Annotated in this window: 19 protein-coding genes; 12 read left to right on the plus strand and 7 right to left on the minus strand. The window is 43.0% G+C overall.

All coding sequences use genetic code 11. The features are described from left to right. Nucleotides 1-6 precede the first annotated feature (6 nt). From MSMAS_RS14035 to MSMAS_RS14050, 5 genes are all read left to right on the plus strand, one after another. Nucleotides 7-663 carry a methyltransferase cognate corrinoid protein gene (locus tag MSMAS_RS14035; protein ID WP_011033979.1) on the plus strand — a complete coding sequence of 219 codons (657 nt, stop codon included), beginning with the start codon at nt 7-9 and terminating at the stop codon, nt 661-663. 88 nt (nt 664-751) lie between these two features. Then, the gene (locus MSMAS_RS14040; protein ID WP_048044718.1) at nt 752-1795 is read left to right on the plus strand and encodes a DMT family transporter; all 1044 of its coding nucleotides are present in this window, start codon (nt 752-754) and stop codon (nt 1793-1795) included. Nucleotides 1796-1801: 6 nt separating this feature from the next. Beyond that, nucleotides 1802-2098, plus strand: coding sequence for a hypothetical protein (locus MSMAS_RS14045; RefSeq protein ID WP_011033977.1), 297 nt, complete (start codon nt 1802-1804; stop codon nt 2096-2098). Between the two features lie 25 nt (nt 2099-2123). Continuing rightward, on the plus strand, nt 2124-2273 hold the full coding sequence (locus tag MSMAS_RS19295) for a hypothetical protein (protein WP_162829136.1): 150 nt from the start codon (nt 2124-2126) through the stop codon (nt 2271-2273). Nucleotides 2274-2814: 541 nt separating this feature from the next. Next, nucleotides 2815-3348, plus strand: coding sequence for a hypothetical protein (locus MSMAS_RS14050; RefSeq protein ID WP_226987576.1), 534 nt, complete (start codon nt 2815-2817; stop codon nt 3346-3348). 176 nt (nt 3349-3524) lie between these two features. Here MSMAS_RS14050 and MSMAS_RS14055 read toward each other — a convergent pair whose 3' ends face one another. Next, nucleotides 3525-4208 (minus strand): DUF5591 domain-containing protein, encoded by a 684-nt coding sequence (locus tag MSMAS_RS14055; RefSeq protein ID WP_048039978.1) that lies wholly within the window; start codon nt 4206-4208, stop codon nt 3525-3527. A gap of 415 nt (nt 4209-4623) precedes the next feature. Between MSMAS_RS14055 and MSMAS_RS14060 the strand changes: the two genes are divergently transcribed. After that, nucleotides 4624-5034: a helix-turn-helix domain-containing protein gene (locus MSMAS_RS14060; RefSeq protein WP_011033974.1), complete on the plus strand. Its 411-nt coding sequence runs from the start codon at nt 4624-4626 to the stop codon at nt 5032-5034. 140 nt (nt 5035-5174) lie between these two features. On the opposite strand, the gene MSMAS_RS14065 is transcribed toward MSMAS_RS14060, so the two are convergent. The 3 genes from MSMAS_RS14065 to MSMAS_RS14075 all read right to left on the minus strand — a co-directional run bounded on the left by MSMAS_RS14065 (nt 5175) and on the right by MSMAS_RS14075 (nt 7377). Continuing rightward, nucleotides 5175-6356 (minus strand): aminotransferase class I/II-fold pyridoxal phosphate-dependent enzyme, encoded by a 1182-nt coding sequence (locus MSMAS_RS14065; RefSeq protein ID WP_011033973.1) that lies wholly within the window; start codon nt 6354-6356, stop codon nt 5175-5177. A gap of 81 nt (nt 6357-6437) precedes the next feature. After that, nucleotides 6438-6929, minus strand: a complete 492-nt coding sequence (locus MSMAS_RS14070; protein ID WP_015412276.1) for an Lrp/AsnC family transcriptional regulator — start codon at nt 6927-6929, stop codon at nt 6438-6440. A gap of 70 nt (nt 6930-6999) precedes the next feature. After that, nucleotides 7000-7377 carry a 30S ribosomal protein S8e gene (locus MSMAS_RS14075; RefSeq protein ID WP_011033971.1) on the minus strand — a complete coding sequence of 126 codons (378 nt, stop codon included), beginning with the start codon at nt 7375-7377 and terminating at the stop codon, nt 7000-7002. A gap of 531 nt (nt 7378-7908) precedes the next feature. Here MSMAS_RS14075 and MSMAS_RS14080 point away from each other — a divergent pair. The 4 genes from MSMAS_RS14080 (at nt 7909) to MSMAS_RS14095 (ending at nt 10925) form a co-directional block, all read left to right on the plus strand. Then, the gene (locus tag MSMAS_RS14080) at nt 7909-8235 is read left to right on the plus strand and encodes a DUF6951 family protein (protein WP_011033970.1); all 327 of its coding nucleotides are present in this window, start codon (nt 7909-7911) and stop codon (nt 8233-8235) included. Nucleotides 8236-8516: 281 nt separating this feature from the next. Then, nucleotides 8517-9203 carry a DUF169 domain-containing protein gene (locus tag MSMAS_RS14085; protein ID WP_011033969.1) on the plus strand — a complete coding sequence of 229 codons (687 nt, stop codon included), beginning with the start codon at nt 8517-8519 and terminating at the stop codon, nt 9201-9203. A 437-nt stretch (nt 9204-9640) separates the two neighbouring features. Next, nucleotides 9641-10147, plus strand: coding sequence for an NOB1 family endonuclease (locus tag MSMAS_RS14090; RefSeq protein WP_048040882.1), 507 nt, complete (start codon nt 9641-9643; stop codon nt 10145-10147). A 163-nt stretch (nt 10148-10310) separates the two neighbouring features. Then, on the plus strand, nt 10311-10925 hold the full coding sequence (locus MSMAS_RS14095; RefSeq protein ID WP_011033967.1) for an orotate phosphoribosyltransferase-like protein: 615 nt from the start codon (nt 10311-10313) through the stop codon (nt 10923-10925). Between the two features lie 196 nt (nt 10926-11121). Here the strand turns inward: MSMAS_RS14095 and MSMAS_RS14100 are convergent, their stop codons facing one another. Beyond that, complete coding sequence (locus MSMAS_RS14100; protein WP_011033966.1) at nt 11122-13254, minus strand: DHH family phosphoesterase; 2133 nt, start codon at nt 13252-13254, stop codon at nt 11122-11124. 557 nt (nt 13255-13811) lie between these two features. On the opposite strand from MSMAS_RS14100, the gene MSMAS_RS14105 reads away from it, so the two are divergent. Both MSMAS_RS14105 and MSMAS_RS14110 read left to right on the plus strand, forming a co-directional pair. Beyond that, complete coding sequence (locus MSMAS_RS14105; RefSeq protein ID WP_011033965.1) at nt 13812-14594, plus strand: slipin family protein; 783 nt, start codon at nt 13812-13814, stop codon at nt 14592-14594. 60 nt (nt 14595-14654) lie between these two features. Next, a complete protein-coding gene (locus MSMAS_RS14110; RefSeq protein ID WP_048046697.1) occupies nt 14655-15959 on the plus strand; it encodes an NfeD family protein in 1305 nt (434 codons plus the stop codon). A 55-nt stretch (nt 15960-16014) separates the two neighbouring features. On the opposite strand, the gene MSMAS_RS14115 is transcribed toward MSMAS_RS14110, so the two are convergent. Then, nucleotides 16015-17349 carry an AIR synthase-related protein gene (locus tag MSMAS_RS14115; RefSeq protein WP_015412272.1) on the minus strand — a complete coding sequence of 445 codons (1335 nt, stop codon included), beginning with the start codon at nt 17347-17349 and terminating at the stop codon, nt 16015-16017. Nucleotides 17350-17599: 250 nt separating this feature from the next. Beyond that, nucleotides 17600-18208: an imidazole glycerol phosphate synthase subunit HisH gene (hisH, locus tag MSMAS_RS14120; protein ID WP_015412271.1), complete on the minus strand. Its 609-nt coding sequence runs from the start codon at nt 18206-18208 to the stop codon at nt 17600-17602. Between the last annotated feature and the right edge of the window lie 21 nt (nt 18209-18229).

Consider the following 18229-nt stretch of genomic DNA (forward strand, 5'->3'; position numbering starts at 1 on the left):
GTAAAAATGGCAGGCAAAGAAGAAATTATAGCAAAGGCAAAAAATTCGATTACCGAGTTTGATGAAGAACTTGCAGCAGAAGTCGCAGAGGAAGCCCTTGCCGCAGGGGTTGACCCTGTAGAGCTGATTGAGAAGGGCTTCACTGCAGGCATGGAAGAAGTCGGCGAACAGTTTGGACAGGGAGCCCTTTTCCTTCCGCATGTACTTGCAGCTGCTGAAGCCATGAAGGCCGGCATAGAAGTTATCACGCCGGAAATGGAGAAGCGCAAGTCTCAGACCAAAAACCTGGGAACGGTCATTATAGGGACTATCGAAGGTGACATCCACTCCATCGGAAAAGACATTGTGGCTTCCATGCTGAACATTGCCGGTTTCAAGGTTGTGGATCTTGGAAGAGACGTTGCAATTAAGACTTTTGTAGAAAAGGTGAAGGAGCTCAAACCTCAGGTTGTTGCATCCTCTGCACTTATGACTACCACAATGGTTAACCAGATACAGATAGAGGAACAGCTCAAAGAAGCAGGTGTCCGCGACCAGGTGAAAACCATGGTAGGGGGTGCTCCTGTAACCCAGGACTGGGCAGATAAGATCGGTGCAGATATCTACGGTGAAAGCGCCAACGATGCAGTCGCCAAGGTAAAAGCAGCTCTGAAGGTCGGATAATCGGAAGAGCGGGCAGTCCCGGGGGCAAAAATAAACCAGAAAGTCCCCCGGCACACCTGCCTGATACTCTAACAAAGGAGGAGTGGGCATAGATCTGAAAGCTTTGAAAGAACAGGAAAACAGAAGAAGGGTCAGTAAAGGGTATATGTGGGCTCTTTTCTGTGCTGTATTCTGGGGGATCTGGTATCTGCCCGGAACTGTAATATGGGTGCTTAATCCTTTTGACGAAATGTTCGGAGCAATTGCTGAAACAAATGGAGATGGGGTTTCTCTCGTTGTTACTGCAGCTCTGATAACCGCGTTTAATGCCCTGACTGTTATGCTTGCACTTATGCTCTGGAATGGAGTGCTGCAAAAATTCGGCGAACTTTCGAGAACACTCAGGGAATTCAGTCCCTGTTCCAAGTGGTTCTTCCTTGCTTCGGTTTTCGGGGGACCTATAGCAATTCTCGGGTCTTTTATGGCTATGGGGTTCATAGGGGGAGCATTTGCAGCTGTCGCAGCTCTTCTTTACCCGGTCATAGGGTCCATACTTGCTTACTACTGGTACGGAGAGAAAATTACGAAAAGGGCTGCAGCAGGGATTATTGTCATAATTATAGGTGGAATTACGATCTTCGGAGGCGGCCTGATTACCGAACTTGGGACAGGTAATGTCCCCTGGATAGGATATCTTGGTGGCCTTATGGCTGCAGTCGGCTGGGGGATTGAAGGGGCTATCGCAGGCAAAGGACTTGATATTTCAGAACCGGATGTAGGCCTGACCCTTCGATTCCTTGGAGAAAATATCATCTGGTGGATCATTATTGTGCCTATTCTGGCGATTGTCGGTTTTCCAATGTATACCTATGCGCTTCAGGCTTTTGAACCCATGGCACTTCTTGTCCTGATCTTTGCAGGAATCACCTTCGGATTCTGTTATGTTTCGTGGTATAAGTCTTTCCCGCTGATAGGAGTAGGAAGAGGACAGGGAATCGGGAACCTCTACGGGTTTTTTGCGGTTATTTTCATTTTCCTGTTCTTCGGTGATGTACCCCAGTGGACAATTCTCCTTGGAGGGACTCTCTGCATCATAGGAAGTTTCGTAATGTTCACTGAAGAAGCTGCAGAAATCGAAACCCTGAGGGGATGATAAGATATGGGGAAAAACCGCCCGATAAAGTTCAGGATTCTGGAGCTTTTTCTGGATGGAGAAGAGCACTGGAACTATGAAATTGTTTCAAAGATCCAGGAAGAATATAACATGCAGGGAAATTACGGCAGGGACAGCATCAACTTTGATATTATCGAACTTGCTTCAGGCGGAATGCTCAGGGACCTGGAACAGAGAGTTGATGAAGAAGGGATCTATAAAAAAGGGTTCCTGCTGCATAAGTATGTAATTACGGATTTCGGAAAGGTTCGCGGATCAGACGCCTGCGTAAGGTACGTGTAAGGAGAAAAAAGGAGGGAAGAAAAAGATGGTACAATCTGCAGCTGCTATGGAAGCTTACAATGCATACTGGGAGAATTCCTTCATCCCGGGAGCGGATATAATGTGGATGGTTCTTATCCTGATCCTTGCGGTTATTGCTCTCTGGCAGGCAAGGACCTTTGTCTCGAAGTTCTGAACAGATGGAATATAATTAGCCATGCCTGTGAAAATGAGAAATTAATCATATGGAGGAATTGAAAAACAGATATCTCCGTTGAAGTTTTCCACCCAGCACTGCTATGAAGTTGGCCTTTTGGCGGATTCATCATTGCAGACCATGCTCAAGGATTATCCATACCCACAGATTATGTGTTGTTTATCACCGGGAGTGGAAGATAAAGAGTACATTGCCCAGGGTTGAGTCTGTAGTTAACTCGATATAGTAAATCATAACCACTCATGAAACTCATATCATACAGCTTCTGCTTTTGGTCTTACCACCAGACAGATGGCAACGCGGCAGAAATGATTATTAAGAGAACAATTATTTTGTAACGAGTCTTCATCACTGGTTAACAAGGTTAAAGAAATGAAAGTTACAAGTTAGGCTGTTAAGTTAAGCTGTTATATTTATGTCATGACCATCCAAAAGAGAAAACTTCATTAAAAATAGATCTTCTCTTTCCGTTGGGATTATTACGCGAGAAATAATGGCGATATACATGAACTATAGCAAAATGATAAAGGAAGATTTTGACAGAATTCTTAACTCACGTCTCAATGAAGAAACCCTTCAATCAATAGTTAATATTCCGGGTGTTTCGGAAATAATATCCAAACATTTCAACAATGATACACTTCTTAAAGAAGAAACTCCCGGGTCAATAATTAATATTCCAGGCGTTTATGAAATCGTATCCAGGCATTTCAATGATGATATTCTTGATGTGTGGGAGTATGAGCAGTACATAAAGGTTAAAGAGATTGTAGAAAGAATCGAATTGTGGAATCCGGAATTCCAGAGAACGATAGTACTGTTAAATTTACTAAACGAATTAACTGAAATTCTTTACGATACCCTGGATCTAAAACTGGACAAGTATATTAACCTTCGAGCACTTCCGGTCAGGGAGTTCCACAAAGAGGCTGTGGACAAATATGCAGCATACCCTATCTGGACATGTGATTTTGAAGGATCCTGTCTTGTTGGTGCAGAGAAGTTTGAAATAGAATCTATCGATTCAATTCTCCACCGCTTGGGGGATGAGTAAAGGAATGAATAATACTCATTACAAACAAAAGCAAATACACAATGTTATGTAATTCAAAAGATTTCTAATGCTCAAAAGAAGGGGCATTATCATTTGAAAAAAGTGGATAGAAAAATTATATCCACAAATTAAAAGCGGACTTTGTTGATAGCAACTAAAAAGTTCATCTCCGGTTATTACAAAACATACCAGTCAGAATCGTCCACCGAGAGGTCTTCCTTCAAGCCTACTTCCCGTTCGGGAAGCCCGAAGGCGTCGGTAATTGCATCGGAAAGGTCCTGAAGGTACTCTCTGGATGAGAGGCTGTTGTAAATGAAAGATTTATCGGGCTGAATCATCTTCTGAATTGTGGCTTCCCTGGGGACGATATCAACTTTTACATCAACCATCACCAGGGCTTTTTCCATTGCAGTCCGGAAATCCCCGATACAGTAGGCTATCCTGTGCCTGTAGTTATTCCTTGTCTTTTCAAGGTAGGCGGCAATCCTTTCACTTTCTATTTTGATGAAGTCTCTCTTGATCTTTGTCACATTGCATTTGCCCATCATGAAAGTATAATTCATAAACGGGTACTGGGTATCAAGTTCCCTTGGAGCGATTCCGCAGGTCCCGAAGGTAACTATGTGTACATCTTCAGGCTTTAAAATTCCGAAGATTATCCGGTCAAATTTTTTATGGGACGGGCTTTCATGGTAAGGCTTTCTCTTGGCGCAGGGAACAAAAATACATACCTCCCTGTAAGGGGCTTCATACTCATTAATAACCCAGTCGTTGGCTTTTATCATATCAGGATGGTAAATTATTCTCTCGGTATCAAGAGGCTCTTTAGAACGTTCGTCTTCAGGGATAATGGGCTGCATAAACCTCGAACTTATTGAGTCAGGAAATGATATATAAAATTTCCCGACCAGAAACTCTTGAACTAACGTTTTAAAAATGACCATGAAGGTATGATGAAATATTAGCAGATATTGCCTGACAAAAATAATAACATCAGGATCGAGAAACAAGTTTATAAATAGATTCACTGATATTGGTAATTAAATAACACCAAAAGGGAATAACAAATAGTAAAAGGGTATAAAAAACGCTTAGAGGGAATAATACAATAAAGGACATGCTTTTAAAAGCAGATTTGGAGACTGGAAAAAGATTTTCTGTTTTGTGAGCTCCCTCAACCCATATCTGTGCATTGTATGAAAATGCTGGCCGGTCCCATAAAACAGTAATAAATTCTAAAATAAAAAGGACGAATTTCCCTTAAATAGTGGTTTTATGACAAATTCCATTCATGAAATGATCAGAGCAAGCTTCAAGTGCGAGGACATGGTAAAATGTGTGCTCGGTTTGAAGTCGCTCGACATCGAGGCATATAAGGCTCTGCTTATGCATGGACCCCAGACAGCAGAAAAGCTGGGAGAGATTCTTAACAGAGAAAGGAGCACTGCATACCGTTCTCTTCAGAACCTCATAGCCTGTGGAATTGTTTACAGAGAAACAAGGTCCATCGAAAGCGGGGGGTACTATTACGAATATGTAGCCATCGAACCTCAGGAAATGAAGCGGATGGTTAAGAAAAACGTTGATGAATGGTACAATCAGATGAACGAGCTGATTGAAAAAATGGATGATAAAGTAAACGCCCTGGTTACACGATTGGAAGATGACGAGGCTAAACAGAAATAATAAAGTTGAATATAAAAATGCAATAAAAAGATTAGAAAGTAATTAAAAATAAGAAAGTAGTTAAAGATCAGAATTAAGGAAAAATGTAGAAACCAGCAGAAAAGAATAAGAAAAATGTAGACCGAAAAATTCGGTCATACTCACTGTTTTAATCCGTCTACAAAATCTCCCATTCTCTCGATTGCTTTTTTAATGTCATCAAGAGATGCTGCATATGCACAGCGCAGGAAACCTTCACCCGCTTCTCCAAAGACATCTCCCGGGATAGTAACAATTTTCTTTTCATTCAGCAGGCGCTCTGCAAAGTCAGAAGAGGAAAGCCCTGTATCTCCTATGTAAGGGAAGGCATAAAAAGCTCCTTTAGGGTTACAGCATTCAAGCCCTATCCTATTAAAACCATTTACAATAAAGTGCCTGCGCCGGTCATATTCCCTGACCATCCTCTCCATCTCTCCTTTACCATTGCGGAGAGCCTCAATTGCCCCTACCTGCGCGGTTATGGGGGCACAGAGCATGCAGTACTGGTGGATCATCATCATAGAATGAATGATATCCGGAGCTCCCATAGCAAAACCGAGTCTTAATCCCGTCATGGCATAAGCCTTGGAAAAGCCGTTCAGCATAACGGTACGGTCTTTCATGCCTTCAAGGGAAGAGAATGGGACATGGGTGCCTTCATAGGTGAGGCACTCATAAACCTCGTCGGAAATTAAAAATAAGTCATTCTCAACAACGAGGTCTGCGATATCCTCCATTCCTTCCTTTTGCATAATTGCGCCTGTAGGGTTGTTGGGGAAATTGAGGACTATTGCCTTTGTTTTGCTGGTGATTGCAGGTTCAAGAACTTCTGCAGTAAGGCTGAAATCATCGTCCCTGTGTGTGGAAACAATAACAGGCTTGCCTCCTGCCATAATCACTGAAGGGACATACGCTACATAAGAGGGCTGAACCACAATTACCTCATCTCCGGGGTTTACCACTGCCCGGATTGCTATATCAAGGGCTTCGCTTACTCCTGTAGTGATAAGAATTTCGGATTCCGGATTATAGTCCAGTCCATAGCGCCTGTAATAGGTCCTTGTAAGTTCGTCTCTGAGTTCCGGAAGCCCGGAGTTTGAGGTATATGAAGTCTGCCCTTTTTCAAGTGAGTGAATGCACATCTCACGGATATGCCAGGGAGTGATGAAATCAGGCTCTCCCACACCAAGGGAGATAATGTCCTCAAGTCCGGAAACCAGGTCAAAAAAACGGCGTATTCCTGATGGGGGGATACTCTTTACAGCTTCCGCAATGAATTTTGAAGGATCGCATGGAGGTCTCAAGCAAACACCTCTATAAAAAATTATTTAAATCAGATGTAAAGTAAAACGGGATAAAAGGGGTAGTGTTTAAGCAGTTTCGCATTAAAACGAAACCGGGAGCCTCTGAATGGACTCCGGTTCATGAAGGATTACCCCGTCTTCTTTATAGGTCTTCAGCACGAAATGCGTGGACGTACTCTGGACCTGGTCAAGAGTGGCGATTTTTTCTGCCACAAAAAAGGCCACATCCTTCATTGACTTCCCCCTGACAGTTAGGGAGATGTCGTAGTCCCCGGACAGAAGCCTGACAGACCTTACTTCCGGGAATTTATAAATCCTTTCTGCAATTGCCTGATAGCCCTGGTTACGCTCGAGAGTGACCTTCAACTCAATTACGGCGTAAACATAATTTTCCCCAACCAGGTCCCAGTCAACTATTGTCTTGTAGTGCCGGATAACTCCTGTTTCTTCAAGCTTTGCGATCGTCTGGGAAACTTCCTGTGCAGACATTCCTGTCAGAGTCGCGATTTCTTCAGGACTTGTTCGAGCATCGTTTTCAAGAATTTCCAGTATATGTTGAATCATTTCATCCATATTGACCACCGGCACAAAGTTTGGGAAGAATAGGCACAGAACCCCGGTCTGGGGTCAGGGCTCTCTTCAATTATTCGATTAATACAGCGTTTATAACTCCATCCTGCCCGGGTCTGCTTGTAACTCTGGCAGTTCCCACGGGAGTCCTTATAACGGAACCTTTTGTCAGAATATTACGCCTGACATAGTGCTTGTTAGCGGTATTGTCAATTACTGTCTCGATTGTTGCAGTAACTGTTTTTCCGTCTTTTGGGTTGGTAATGTTTGCAACATTGGACTGGAGGAGTCTTACTTTCCTGTTACCGCCCATGGTGTGAACGTTCTTTCTCTTTACATCACTGATACGGGTCTCCGCAGATTCGCGGCCCATTTCAAACTTGCGCTTTCCGCGGGCAGCAATAATCTTCCCGCCGGTAGCCTTTCTTCTGGAGCTGCCTTGCCATCTCATTATTAAAACCTCATTATTTTATTGAAATATAAGTATAGACTTTTATTCAACGTTATTTTCATTGTTATTCTGCCGATATTTGACGTGACTTTGAATGATCCGGATAGTGAATATCCTGTAATCCTGGTGATCCTTGTCTGGTGATCTTATCAGGGCATAAGCATACCTTTCAGTAGCTTAATTGCTCTGCTAATATATTAATGTATTAACAGGAGTACTTTAATTAGCATATTTGCTATGGAGTAAGCAATACGAATAGAATTGTATATGAACTTTGCGATCATACCGCCATAGAAATACGAACTTCCGTACAGATCCTCAATACAGGTAACCTGGCTCAAAAGTAGCATCCTAAGCCTATAAAGTTATCGGATTAAAAAAGAAACAAAATGCACAGAAAAACATATATGCAGAATTAAATAAAAAACAACAGGAAAAGAGATTCAGGTACAGGAAAGGAAGAAACTCTCAGATTCTGCATTAAAAAGCTTTTTAGTCTCCGGATAACTATTCAATAAACGAGGATAAATAATGGTCACTGAAATTTCACTCAATACCATATGCGGACATACAACAAAAATAATCGCTACAAAAGAAGGAAAAAACACCCATATACATATTAAAACCACCTGTGAAAAACTTAGAAAATGGGGCACAAAATTCGATATGGGCACAAAAGACCTCATGGGAGGGCCCGATACAGTTCTCGCCCGGAAATCAGCTGAAAATCCTCTTACTCCCACATGCCTTGTCCCGGCTGCCGTGATGAACGCCTGCTGGCTCGAAAACGGCATGATCTCTAAAAACCTTGCCAGGGGAATGGGAAAAATGGAAATTATTTTTGACAAACTTGAGTGAAGATAACTCAATGAATGAATTCCAGTTTTTACTCCTTTTAAGATAATGAGCAGTACGGGACCGAAAAAAGGAATTATGGAAACTGGATAAAAAATTAAGAGTACTGCGAAAAAATCCTTTAGAAATCATAACTAGAGAATATTTATATTGAATTCGGTTATGTATAATTTAGTCAAAACTGAGCAAAAACAAATAGGTAAAAAAGAGAAGATACATATAAAAAATAATATTAACAAAAATATTAAAAACAATATTAACAAAATAGCGGCTAGAGTGATAAAATGGAATTAAAAGAAATCAACAATTATGGACAGGAAATAATCAATTGCCTTAAACTTGAAACATCCCCTGTTGCAGTGAAACTGATCCCTAAAGGAGAAAAAGTTCCGGAAGGGATCAAAAAAGCTGAGGAAGCCATGAGACACTGCCAGTTCGTTGACCGTGTAAGGAGGACCGGGGAAGCGTTATACACCGGGTGGGATGATCAGTTATGCAAAGGAGGCGCGGCAGTCATGGGTCTTGGAGCGCTTCCCCCAAAAGTCGCAAGTGGAGAATTCTACTATAAAGGTTTAAAACAGTTCGGCACCCAGGAAGCCGCAAAGCGCACTATTGATATGGTGCCAACCCTTGCCCCTCACTCTACAGAAGCTATCCTGTATTCGCCCCTTGAGAAAACCACATTTATTCCGGACCTTGTACTGGTGATCTGCAATCCCAGGCAGGTAATGCTGCTCACTCAGGCTTACATGTACAAAGAAGGGGGAAGGCTTGAAGTCAGTTTCGCGGGCAAACAGAGCCTCTGTTCCGACGGTGTGGTTCAGGCTAAAGAAGGTAAAATGGCAGTAACAGTAGGCTGTAGCGGCAGCAGACTTTATACAGATATTGCAGACGAAGAAATGACAATAGGTATCCCAATTGACCTTCTTCCCGACATCGCAGCCGGCCTCAAGGCAATCTGCCCCGAATAAATATAAAACCCGAATCCTTATTTATGATATAAATTCCTCCATATATATCCCTTAAAGGGGTGAATTACAACCAGATATGAGATCGCGACATGACCTGTTTGCGATTTCATATTTGATAACTATTTTTCTCGCCTCTACTATCGCACTAATCTCAGAACAACACCGAGAACAATACGTATTGAGGAAGTCAACCTCTTTTTGAACTCCAGTTTGAATATAAACCTGTTATTCTGGTTATCTTTTAAAGAGAAATATAAAAATTGCAAAAGTTCTATTAGACAATAAAATTAATTAGAACCACAGTAAGTTCTGATTGAGTTTAGATCATTATATAACTTTTAAAGTAGTCCTCTTGAGCGAGCGAAAAGGACCTCGTGCTCCCGAAGCGAAACTCGGGAGACAATGAATTATATACTAACAGAGAAAAGAGAAAGAAAATGACCTCTTACATAGCAGACTCGGCAGTCTTTATAATGGGAAACTGCGGCGTGGACAGTTCGCTGCTTATTACTGTCCCTTCGGTTGCGGACGAATTGAAGAGCAGGGATTCCATGCTCCGTTTTGACCTTGCAAAAGAGGAAGGGTTAAGGGTAGAATGGCCAGAACCGGAAATGGTAAAAGAGGTTCGGAAAAAAGCTGAACAGACGCGGGACTCCGAGGAACTTTCAAAAACAGACCTGGAAATTCTTGCAAAAGCTCTTGAACACAGGGAGACAGCTGTACTGCTCACGGATGATTACGCGGTCCAGAATGTTGCCGTGCAGCTCGGGATTCAGGTTAAACCTATAGCCCAGAAAAAGATAAAGGATGTTCTTATCTGGCAAAAGCAGTGTACTGGCTGTAAAAAAACCTTTGATAAGGGAGATGAATGCCCTATTTGCGGATCACCCCTGAAAAAAAAGAGAAAAAGAAAACTTAAAGGCAAAGGTTACCGGGAAAGCTGAAGAAAAAGATATAACGCTTGATAGTCTAATAATGTTTTTAACTGAGAAAAGATATACTTGAATAAAATTTTTCGGGCAGTAATTCCAGGCAGTATTCATAAGAAGAACTGCAAAATCGGCCGGAAATACAGCCAGATAAAAAATTTCAGGTGGGAATGGAGGCATGAAGAATATAGAAGATCTCATTCAGAAAGCTGTGGAACTTCAGAACAACGGGCTTGGAACCGGCCAGATTGCCGATGAGCTTAACGTATCAAGAGAAACAGTTACATGGCTTTTAACCCGTTCGAAAAAAGAAGTCGCAGCTCCCGCTCCAAAAGACATATCCGTAAACTGGAGCAGCATAGGAAAGAGCGCTACACGGCTTCACTACATTTCGCTTGCACTCTGCGATATGGTGATTGAGACGCTGGAAAAAACAAACACCGAGGTGGATGTGGTAGTTGGTGTTGCAGCGAGTGGAATTCCACTGGCAAGCATGATGGCAAATGAGCTGGGGGCAGATTTTGCCCTTTACCATTCCCGTAAAGGACAGGACATGGTCCAGCCAGGCCAGAAAGGCACCATCAGCAGGAACTTCGGAAGCGTTGCAGGCAAAAACTGTGTAATCGTTGACGATGTAATTACCACAGGTTCGACCACAATGGAAGTAATCGAGCAGCTGCGTGAAATGGACGCAAAACCCAGAGCAGTGGTGGTTCTTGTGGACAAGAAAGGTGCGGATACAATCGCCAATGTTCCTATCCAGTCCCTTGTAAGGATAGTGCGCGTGGACTGAAAAGACAGAAAAGATGAAACAGAAGCAATCTTTTTTACTGGAGAGCCTTTCTCAGGAAGGGTTTTTCCAGAACTTACATTTATTTTATACTTGCTTTTTTATTTACATCTGCCACACTTCTTAATGAGGCTTTTTTTGTTTTCACTGTCAAAAGAGATGAGAAAGATAAAGATTAACAGGTTATTGAAAAGGCCTGTTAATACACAACTTCCGCAGATGCGATCTTTTCTGCGAGCCTTGAGAGCACTTCGGTTCTCATCCCTTCGACAAACTTGATACTCCCGACAACAAGGTGTCCACCTCCGTTTACTCCGGCTCCTTTTATGTCTTCACGGAGTTCCCTCACAATCTTTGGGATATTCATGAGCACGCCTTTTGAACGGATGACAGCAAAGTCAGGCCCGTAACCGATAGTGACAACAGGCTTATCCGGGTACTTTTTGGTGAGCACGTCATGAACTTCACCCGAAGTCTTGCCTGGAGGCGGGAAAGTAAACTTCTGGGCATAGTTTTCGACATCTATTACATTCATAATAGCTCCATTAGACAGCTTCTGGGACTTGACATTGAAGAGGCAGGTCTCAAGCTGTTCTTTTATCATGGCGTTTGCCTGTTCACAGAGCAGAGAGACAAGGTTTTTATGGATGGTATGGTCGCCAAGGTCCAGGATATCGTCAATAAGGCCTTTTCCGCTGCTGAATTTAAGCCAGAACTGCTCATAATCCAGAGCCAGAGCCATTTCTTTTAACTCCTCAAGGGTATATCGGTCCGAGACAAGAGATATGTATCTTTCAGCCTCAGGAGCTTCAGAACGGTCTCCAACTGCGGAAACAGCAGGAAGGTGCTTTATCGTATCACTGATATTCGGGTTGATCATACGGGCGACCTCGGCACACAGCATGCCTGCAGTAACTCCGAAATCTCCTCCTACATGGGCAGGGTTGACATGCCCTATAAGGTACTGGTCAACGATGTCGTCAGGGTGGTGGTGGTCAATCACAAGCATGTCGATGCCATAGACATTCGCCTGCCGCATTGCGGGCACGTCTTCTTCAGTGGAGCCGTTGTCTACCTGGATAACAAGAGGCATCTTTTGCCCGTGCCTGGCATAATCTTCAAGAGCAAAGGAAATGTCTCTTGTCACATCGGCAAGTTCATAAAAAGGAGCTTTTGATGGGGCGCGTTTATAGAAATAATATTCTGCATCCGACCCGCCAATTTCTGTAATAAGGGGAAGAATTGCCCGCTCAATGGCGATTGCAGAAGTGATCCCATCCGCATCAGCATGGTGCCTGAGAAGAATAGGTGTTGAATGAAGGATTGCCTTTTTGATCTCTTTTGCGACATGGAGCATTCTAGGCCTGAGCTTTTCCAGAATTTCGCTTTCGATCAGGAAAGGAATATCAGCAGGTGCTGCTTTCTCGTCTATTACCTTCTCAACCCTGGTCTTGACAACAGCCTCTTTTTCTCCGGTCAGCAGTTTCATGCTCATGACTTCGATCTGGACCTGCTCGTCCCTTGGAGTCACTTCCCCTGTAATCGACACGATCATCCCCACATCGATATGAGGGTAAGAACGCTTCCCTGCGCTTTCAAAAGCGGCACATGGGATAAAGCCACCTTCATCGCTTATGGTGAAGATTGTCGGCCCGCTGGTCTGTTTTACCTGAATAACCTCTCCCTCGATCCTTATGAGCCTGCCTTTCATACTGGTGTCAATCTGGGAGGAGTCCTTAAGCGGGAGTTCTTTTTCAAGTTCTATGGTCTCGTATTTTGCAAGAGTTTTGGGGATAAGGTCCAGTTTTCCTCCGGCTTTAATGCTTTTTACAAGAACAATTACAGCATCCCCGACTTCAGGCTGGACTCCGACATTGCTGGAATGCATAAGCCCTCTCACATGAGGATTTAAATCCACGAAGACTCCAAAAGAAGCAATACTGCTCACTATGCCGTGATACAATTTGCCTGCTTCAACATCTTTAAGGTCACAGGACTCGTCCAGAGCATATACATGCTGGGAACGTGCACATGTACTGCAAATTTCGTCTTCTGCATCCTCCGGGTTATGAATCCTTGCTCCACAAACCTTGCAGGTATAGATTTTTCCAAGCCCTTCACAGGCTTCACAGGGTCTGGTAATTTCGATACTTCCCTTGCCTTTGCATTTTTCACATACTGCGCCATTTTTCAAAAAACTGTCAATATCTTTTTCTGAAATTTTCATGAAATCAACTGATTTTGACTTGCCTTTCCCCTTACAAAGAGGGCAGACCTCAGTTGAGATAACTTCGTAGCCACGCCCGTGGCAGTCTGGACATTCTTTACTCATTAATATCAACACCAGTGGTCCTTCCGAACCTGCGTTTTCTTAATTTTACACTTATTTGGAATTCAAATCCTGCCTGAATTCCATGTACTCATTATATTCTGTGCCGACCCTCAGCCTCTGGTAACTGTAAGGTCTTCCCCCGGTCCGAAATTAGCGCCTGCAGATTCATTCTCAGTCCGAATATGTCCTGTATTTCAGATCAATATCTTGTATATGCAAGATATAAGTATTTGTTATCGTTCTATTCTGTATAGCTTATACAGATACCCAGAACTTACAGGCTTTTGAGGTTGTTTCTGTCACTTTAAGGTGAATTACATAATTAAAGACAGTGACTTCACTCTTAAAGACAATGACTTCACTCCATTGAAAATAGGAACGAAATCTGGTGTGAGGACTTATATAGCTTCACAGATATTTTAGGTAGACGACAGAATGTAAAATTTTTAACCTAGAACTGTTTATTTTATGTAAATTTTCATAAATTTCTCAAACGAAGAACACTTAACTATTATTAAGTTCAATCTTAAGATTAATGGATAGGAGGGAATAAAACTATGGTTGATTTCATTGGTGAATTAACGCTTCCTGTATTAATAGTTGTAATATTAATACTCTCACAATCCATAAAAATGGTTAATGAGTACGAACGCGTTGTCATATTCAGGCTTGGCCGCCTTAGTGGGGTAAAAGGACCGGGTATATTTTTAATCATTCCTATTATTGATAAAGCCATAAAAATTGACCTTAGAGTCATTGCGATTGATGTTCCCAAACAGGCAGTCATCACAAGGGATAATGTTACAGTTGAAGTGGATGCGGTTGTCTATTATAAAGTAGTCGAGCCAGGGGCTGCAATTACCCAGGTCGAAAACTACATGTTTGCAACTTCAACTCTTTCCCAGACCACTCTCAGGGACGTGCTGGGCCAGATGGAGCTCGATGAGCTGCTATCGGAAAGGGAAAATATCAACAAACAGATTCAGGAACTGCTGGATGCTTACACTGACCCCTGGGGGATCAAGGTTACAGGTGTGACTATCCGGGACGTATCCCTGCCTGAAACAATGAAAAGGGCAATTGCAAAACAGGCTGAAGCCGAAAGGGAAAAACGTGCAAGGATCATCCTTGCAGAAGGAGAGTTCCAGGCTGCAGAAAGAATGAAAGATGCTGCAACCCTTTACCAGGGAGTTCCAACTGCTATCAAGTTAAGAGAACTTCAGACGCTTGCTGAGATTGCCAGGGAGAAAAACCTCATTGTGGTTACAGAATCCAAGTCCCCTGACACCGGAAACATAGCCGCCCTTTCTAAGGCTATATCCGAAAAGAAAGAACTGTAAAAATGTATTAAAATTGAAAAAAATTATAAAGGATTGTAAAGGCTAGAAAGGACCAGAATTATGAAAATGAAAAAGGCCTTCCATCCTCTCTTTATTTTATTTTTTTGCATCACTCTCACAGCTTCTTTTATGCTTTCTGCAGAGGGAGCAACTGAAAACAGAGTGCTTGTGCTTGAAATAGCCGAATCTATTACTCCAGCATCCGATAATTTAATAGCTGACGCAATAGAAATAGCTGAAAACGGGAACTATGAGGCTTTCGTGATTACTCTGGATACTCCGGGCGGAGGGCTGGAAGAGACCCAGATAATCATAAAAGCAATTGAGAATACGACAGTTCCTGTTATCGGGTTTGTGCCGGAGAGCGGAAAAGCCTGGTCTGCAGGAACCCTCATCCTTATGGGGACCGATATTGCTGCAATGGCTCCCTATACAGTAATAGGATCAGCACAGCCAGTGAAGATGTCTGCAGAGGGGACAGTGCCTGTAGAAGACGATAAAATCATAAATGCCCTCGTTAAATTCTCTGTTGAAACCGCGAGAAAACACGGGAGAAATGAAACTTTTGCAGAAGAAGTGATTACCAAAAACCGGAACCTGAACGATGAAGAAGCCCTGGAATATGGGGTAATCGAGTACAGAGCTTCTTCTATTCCTGACCTCATGGCTCAGGTAGATGGAGAAAATGTAAAAGGCAGGAATCTGCAAACTGCAAATGCAGAGATTGAAACCTACGAACCTCCCTTTCATCTACTCTTTCTGAAGATTATTTCAAACCCTATCCTTTCTTCCCTTCTGCTGACAATAGGGCTTTATGGGATTATCTTCGGGATCTCAAACCCGGGTGCCGGAGCAGAAATTTTGGGGATTATTGCTATCGTTCTCGGGCTGATAGGTACAGGGTTTGATATCAATATAGCAGCGTTTTTCCTTATCCTTGTAGGGGCAGGGCTCCTTATTTTAGAACTTAATTCTCCGGGATTTGGAATTTTCGGGCTTGCAGGGCTTATCAGCCTGGTAATAGGCAGCCTCTTCCTCGTGCCTCTGGGGGAAAAGAATATCTATACACCTGAGTTCACAAGATTGCTGGTTCTGGCAATTGTTACTCCAACAGTCGTTATTGGGCTGTTTCTGGTATATGCAGTATACAAAGTGGCGGAGATCAGGAAAAAGAAACCTGTTATTGGAACTATAATAGGAGATACTGCCCGGACAATAGACGCAGTAAGCCCTGAGAAAGCCGGATTTGTCCGGTATAAGGGAGAGTACTGGAAAGCCAGGTCAGAAGAAGAGATAGAAGTTGATCAGGAAGTGGAAATTATTGGAAAAGAAAGGGAAGTGCTGGTAGTAAAAAGAAAAGTATAAACCTCCCTTTCTCTTCTGCTTTTCTTTATACAGAGTTGTGTTTCCTTATTTCAGCTTAATCTTTTCTCTTGTTCTTTATTTTCTCAAGAACCCTGTATTTTTTATTTATAGCCTCCTCAGCTGCCCTGTCAATTGCATCCCTCATTTCTTCAAAGTCTCTCGGATTCTCTTCCCCGTGAACCTTTTTAACAGGAGTATAGGCTGACTCCCTGAACCTGGGTGCAAAGTCCCGGACTTCTCCATTAACAATAATTTCAGCCCCGCTTCCTTCTTCAACATGGCCTATGATGTCAATCTCAACCCCGGCAGCGCGAACTGTTTCAAGAATTTCACCGGCATATTCCGGAGGGGCAATGACCAGCAGGGCATCAAGAGAAACACCAAGATAATCGATTTTAAGAAGCTCAAGCATGGAGAGCACCTTGGGGTCTACAAGAGCCCGCATTTTTTCTTCTTCAAAGACCATTTTTACACCTGCGGTCTTTGAGATCTCTCTGGCATCCCCACGAATTCCTCCATTGGTAACATCGGTCATGGAGTGGACTTTTTTATACAGGCCGGACTGCAGAAGGGCTTCACAGGCTTCAAGAAAACGGATGTTTATGGTCTCTTCCACGACGTCATGCATATCGTAATAAAGTGCAGTTGTAGAAATCGTTCCTCCTCCTGCGCCTTCAGTCATAAGGATGAGGTCTCCCGGCCTTGTCCTGTTTCGTGAGGTAAGGGAGGAAGTAACACCAACCGCTCCGACGCCTCCTGTCATTCTTTCTCCTATGACCATATCCCCGCCTATACGGAGAGTGCTCCCGGTAATAAGAGGAATTCCGGTAAGTTCCGAGACCGTGGTTATCCCTGCAATATGATCAAATATTTTTGCAACGTCCCCATCGTCTGCAACGTGGATGTCTGAAAGCATTGCAAGGGGACGTGCTCCCATTGAATATACATCACGCAGGGCTGCTCTGGCTACATGAAAACCTGATAGGAAAGGGAAGTCACTCAGGCGGGAATGTATGCCATCAATTGTAACCACAAGGTATTCATCCCCTATTTTCACAACGCCGGAATCATCAAGCTGGGAACTATCAACCACCGCACCCGTGTTGCCTATAACCTCTCCAAGCTTGGAATGAACGTAAAAGTCCCCTGTGCCTCTTGAGCCCACACCGAACTCCCCCATAGCAACTCCTGAAATAGTGGGGCTTAATACATCTCCTTTGGTATGAAGAGTGGCTTTTGCTTCGCAGATAACTGCAGCTGCAATCTCATGAGCCCTTTTTGAGCTTATGCTTTTGATTTCAAGTATTCTTGAAGCAAGCTGTTCTTCAAGTCCGGTTTCATTTGAAGGGTCTTTTTTAAGAGCCCGTTTTGCATAGCCTTCTATATCCATAACAACCATCCTCTCGCAGATACTGTCTCTGCTTTACAGGGAGCAGGACAGGATAATTTGGAATTAAAGTATCGGTTTTCTGTTTAATTTCAATTGAATCCTGATCAGTTATAATTGAATCCTGATCAGTTATAATTGAATCCTGATCAATACAAAATGCCCAAAACCCAGACATAAAAGTTTAAAAAATGATAAATAAATGTTCAGCCGCAAAGACAAAGCAAGCCAGTAGATTTATAGTTTAAAATATTCAGCACATTTCAACGAAGTTTCTCAAAATCTTTAATCCGGTGGCTCCGCTTTTTTCAGGGTGGAACTGAGTGCCCATAACATTTCCTTTTGAGTTTACAACTGAAGCCGCATATTCAAGCCCATATTCGCATGATGCAAGGGTGTTTTCTGCAGACGTATCCACATAGTACGAGTGTACGAAATATACAAAAGAACCGTCGGGAATACCTTTAAACAGAGGGTGGTCCTGTTTGACCCTTATGTTATTCCAGCCCATTTGAGGAACTTTCAGTTCAGACTTCGGGAATCGAAGCACCCTGCCCTGAATGAGGTCAAGCCCGTCTGTCAGCCTGCCTTCTTCGGAAGAGCTCATCAAAACCTGCTGCCCCAGGCATATTCCAAGCATTGGCTTTCCCGATTCTGCAAATTCGGCTATGGTCTTTTTGAGAGGGACCAGACACTTCATTGCATCTATAAAAGCACCGACTCCTGGGAGAATAATACCATCTGCTGCCAGGATCTCTTCAGGATTCCCGGAGATTGCGGGACTTGCTCCAGCGTGTTCAAGCCCTTTTTGAACACTTCTGAGATTTCCAAGCCCGTAATCGATAATCACGATTCTTTTCATAGCTCTAACAAACAAAGTTAA

It is taken from the genome of Methanosarcina mazei S-6 (assembly GCF_000970205.1).
Taxonomy (GTDB): Archaea; Halobacteriota; Methanosarcinia; order Methanosarcinales; family Methanosarcinaceae; genus Methanosarcina; species Methanosarcina mazei.

Coding starts and splice junctions, on each gene's coding strand:
- MSMAS_RS14035 (WP_011033979.1), top strand. CDS start 7: ATGGCAGGCAAAGAAGAAATTATAGCAAAGGCAAAAAATTCGATTACC.
- MSMAS_RS14045 (WP_011033977.1), top strand. CDS start 1,802: ATGGGGAAAAACCGCCCGATAAAGTTCAGGATTCTGGAGCTTTTTCTG.
- MSMAS_RS19295 (WP_162829136.1), top strand. CDS start 2,124: ATGGTACAATCTGCAGCTGCTATGGAAGCTTACAATGCATACTGGGAG.
- MSMAS_RS14050 (WP_226987576.1), top strand. CDS start 2,815: ATGATAAAGGAAGATTTTGACAGAATTCTTAACTCACGTCTCAATGAA.
- MSMAS_RS14055 (WP_048039978.1), bottom strand. CDS start 4,208: ATGCAGCCCATTATCCCTGAAGACGAACGTTCTAAAGAGCCTCTTGAT.
- MSMAS_RS14060 (WP_011033974.1), top strand. CDS start 4,624: ATGACAAATTCCATTCATGAAATGATCAGAGCAAGCTTCAAGTGCGAG.
- MSMAS_RS14070 (WP_015412276.1), bottom strand. CDS start 6,929: ATGGATGAAATGATTCAACATATACTGGAAATTCTTGAAAACGATGCT.
- MSMAS_RS14075 (WP_011033971.1), bottom strand. CDS start 7,377: ATGAGATGGCAAGGCAGCTCCAGAAGAAAGGCTACCGGCGGGAAGATT.
- MSMAS_RS14080 (WP_011033970.1), top strand. CDS start 7,909: ATGGTCACTGAAATTTCACTCAATACCATATGCGGACATACAACAAAA.
- MSMAS_RS14085 (WP_011033969.1), top strand. CDS start 8,517: ATGGAATTAAAAGAAATCAACAATTATGGACAGGAAATAATCAATTGC.
- MSMAS_RS14090 (WP_048040882.1), top strand. CDS start 9,641: ATGACCTCTTACATAGCAGACTCGGCAGTCTTTATAATGGGAAACTGC.
- MSMAS_RS14095 (WP_011033967.1), top strand. CDS start 10,311: ATGAAGAATATAGAAGATCTCATTCAGAAAGCTGTGGAACTTCAGAAC.
- MSMAS_RS14100 (WP_011033966.1), bottom strand. CDS start 13,254: ATGAGTAAAGAATGTCCAGACTGCCACGGGCGTGGCTACGAAGTTATC.
- MSMAS_RS14105 (WP_011033965.1), top strand. CDS start 13,812: ATGGTTGATTTCATTGGTGAATTAACGCTTCCTGTATTAATAGTTGTA.
- MSMAS_RS14110 (WP_048046697.1), top strand. CDS start 14,655: ATGAAAATGAAAAAGGCCTTCCATCCTCTCTTTATTTTATTTTTTTGC.
- MSMAS_RS14115 (WP_015412272.1), bottom strand. CDS start 17,349: ATGGATATAGAAGGCTATGCAAAACGGGCTCTTAAAAAAGACCCTTCA.
- hisH (WP_015412271.1), bottom strand. CDS start 18,208: ATGAAAAGAATCGTGATTATCGATTACGGGCTTGGAAATCTCAGAAGT.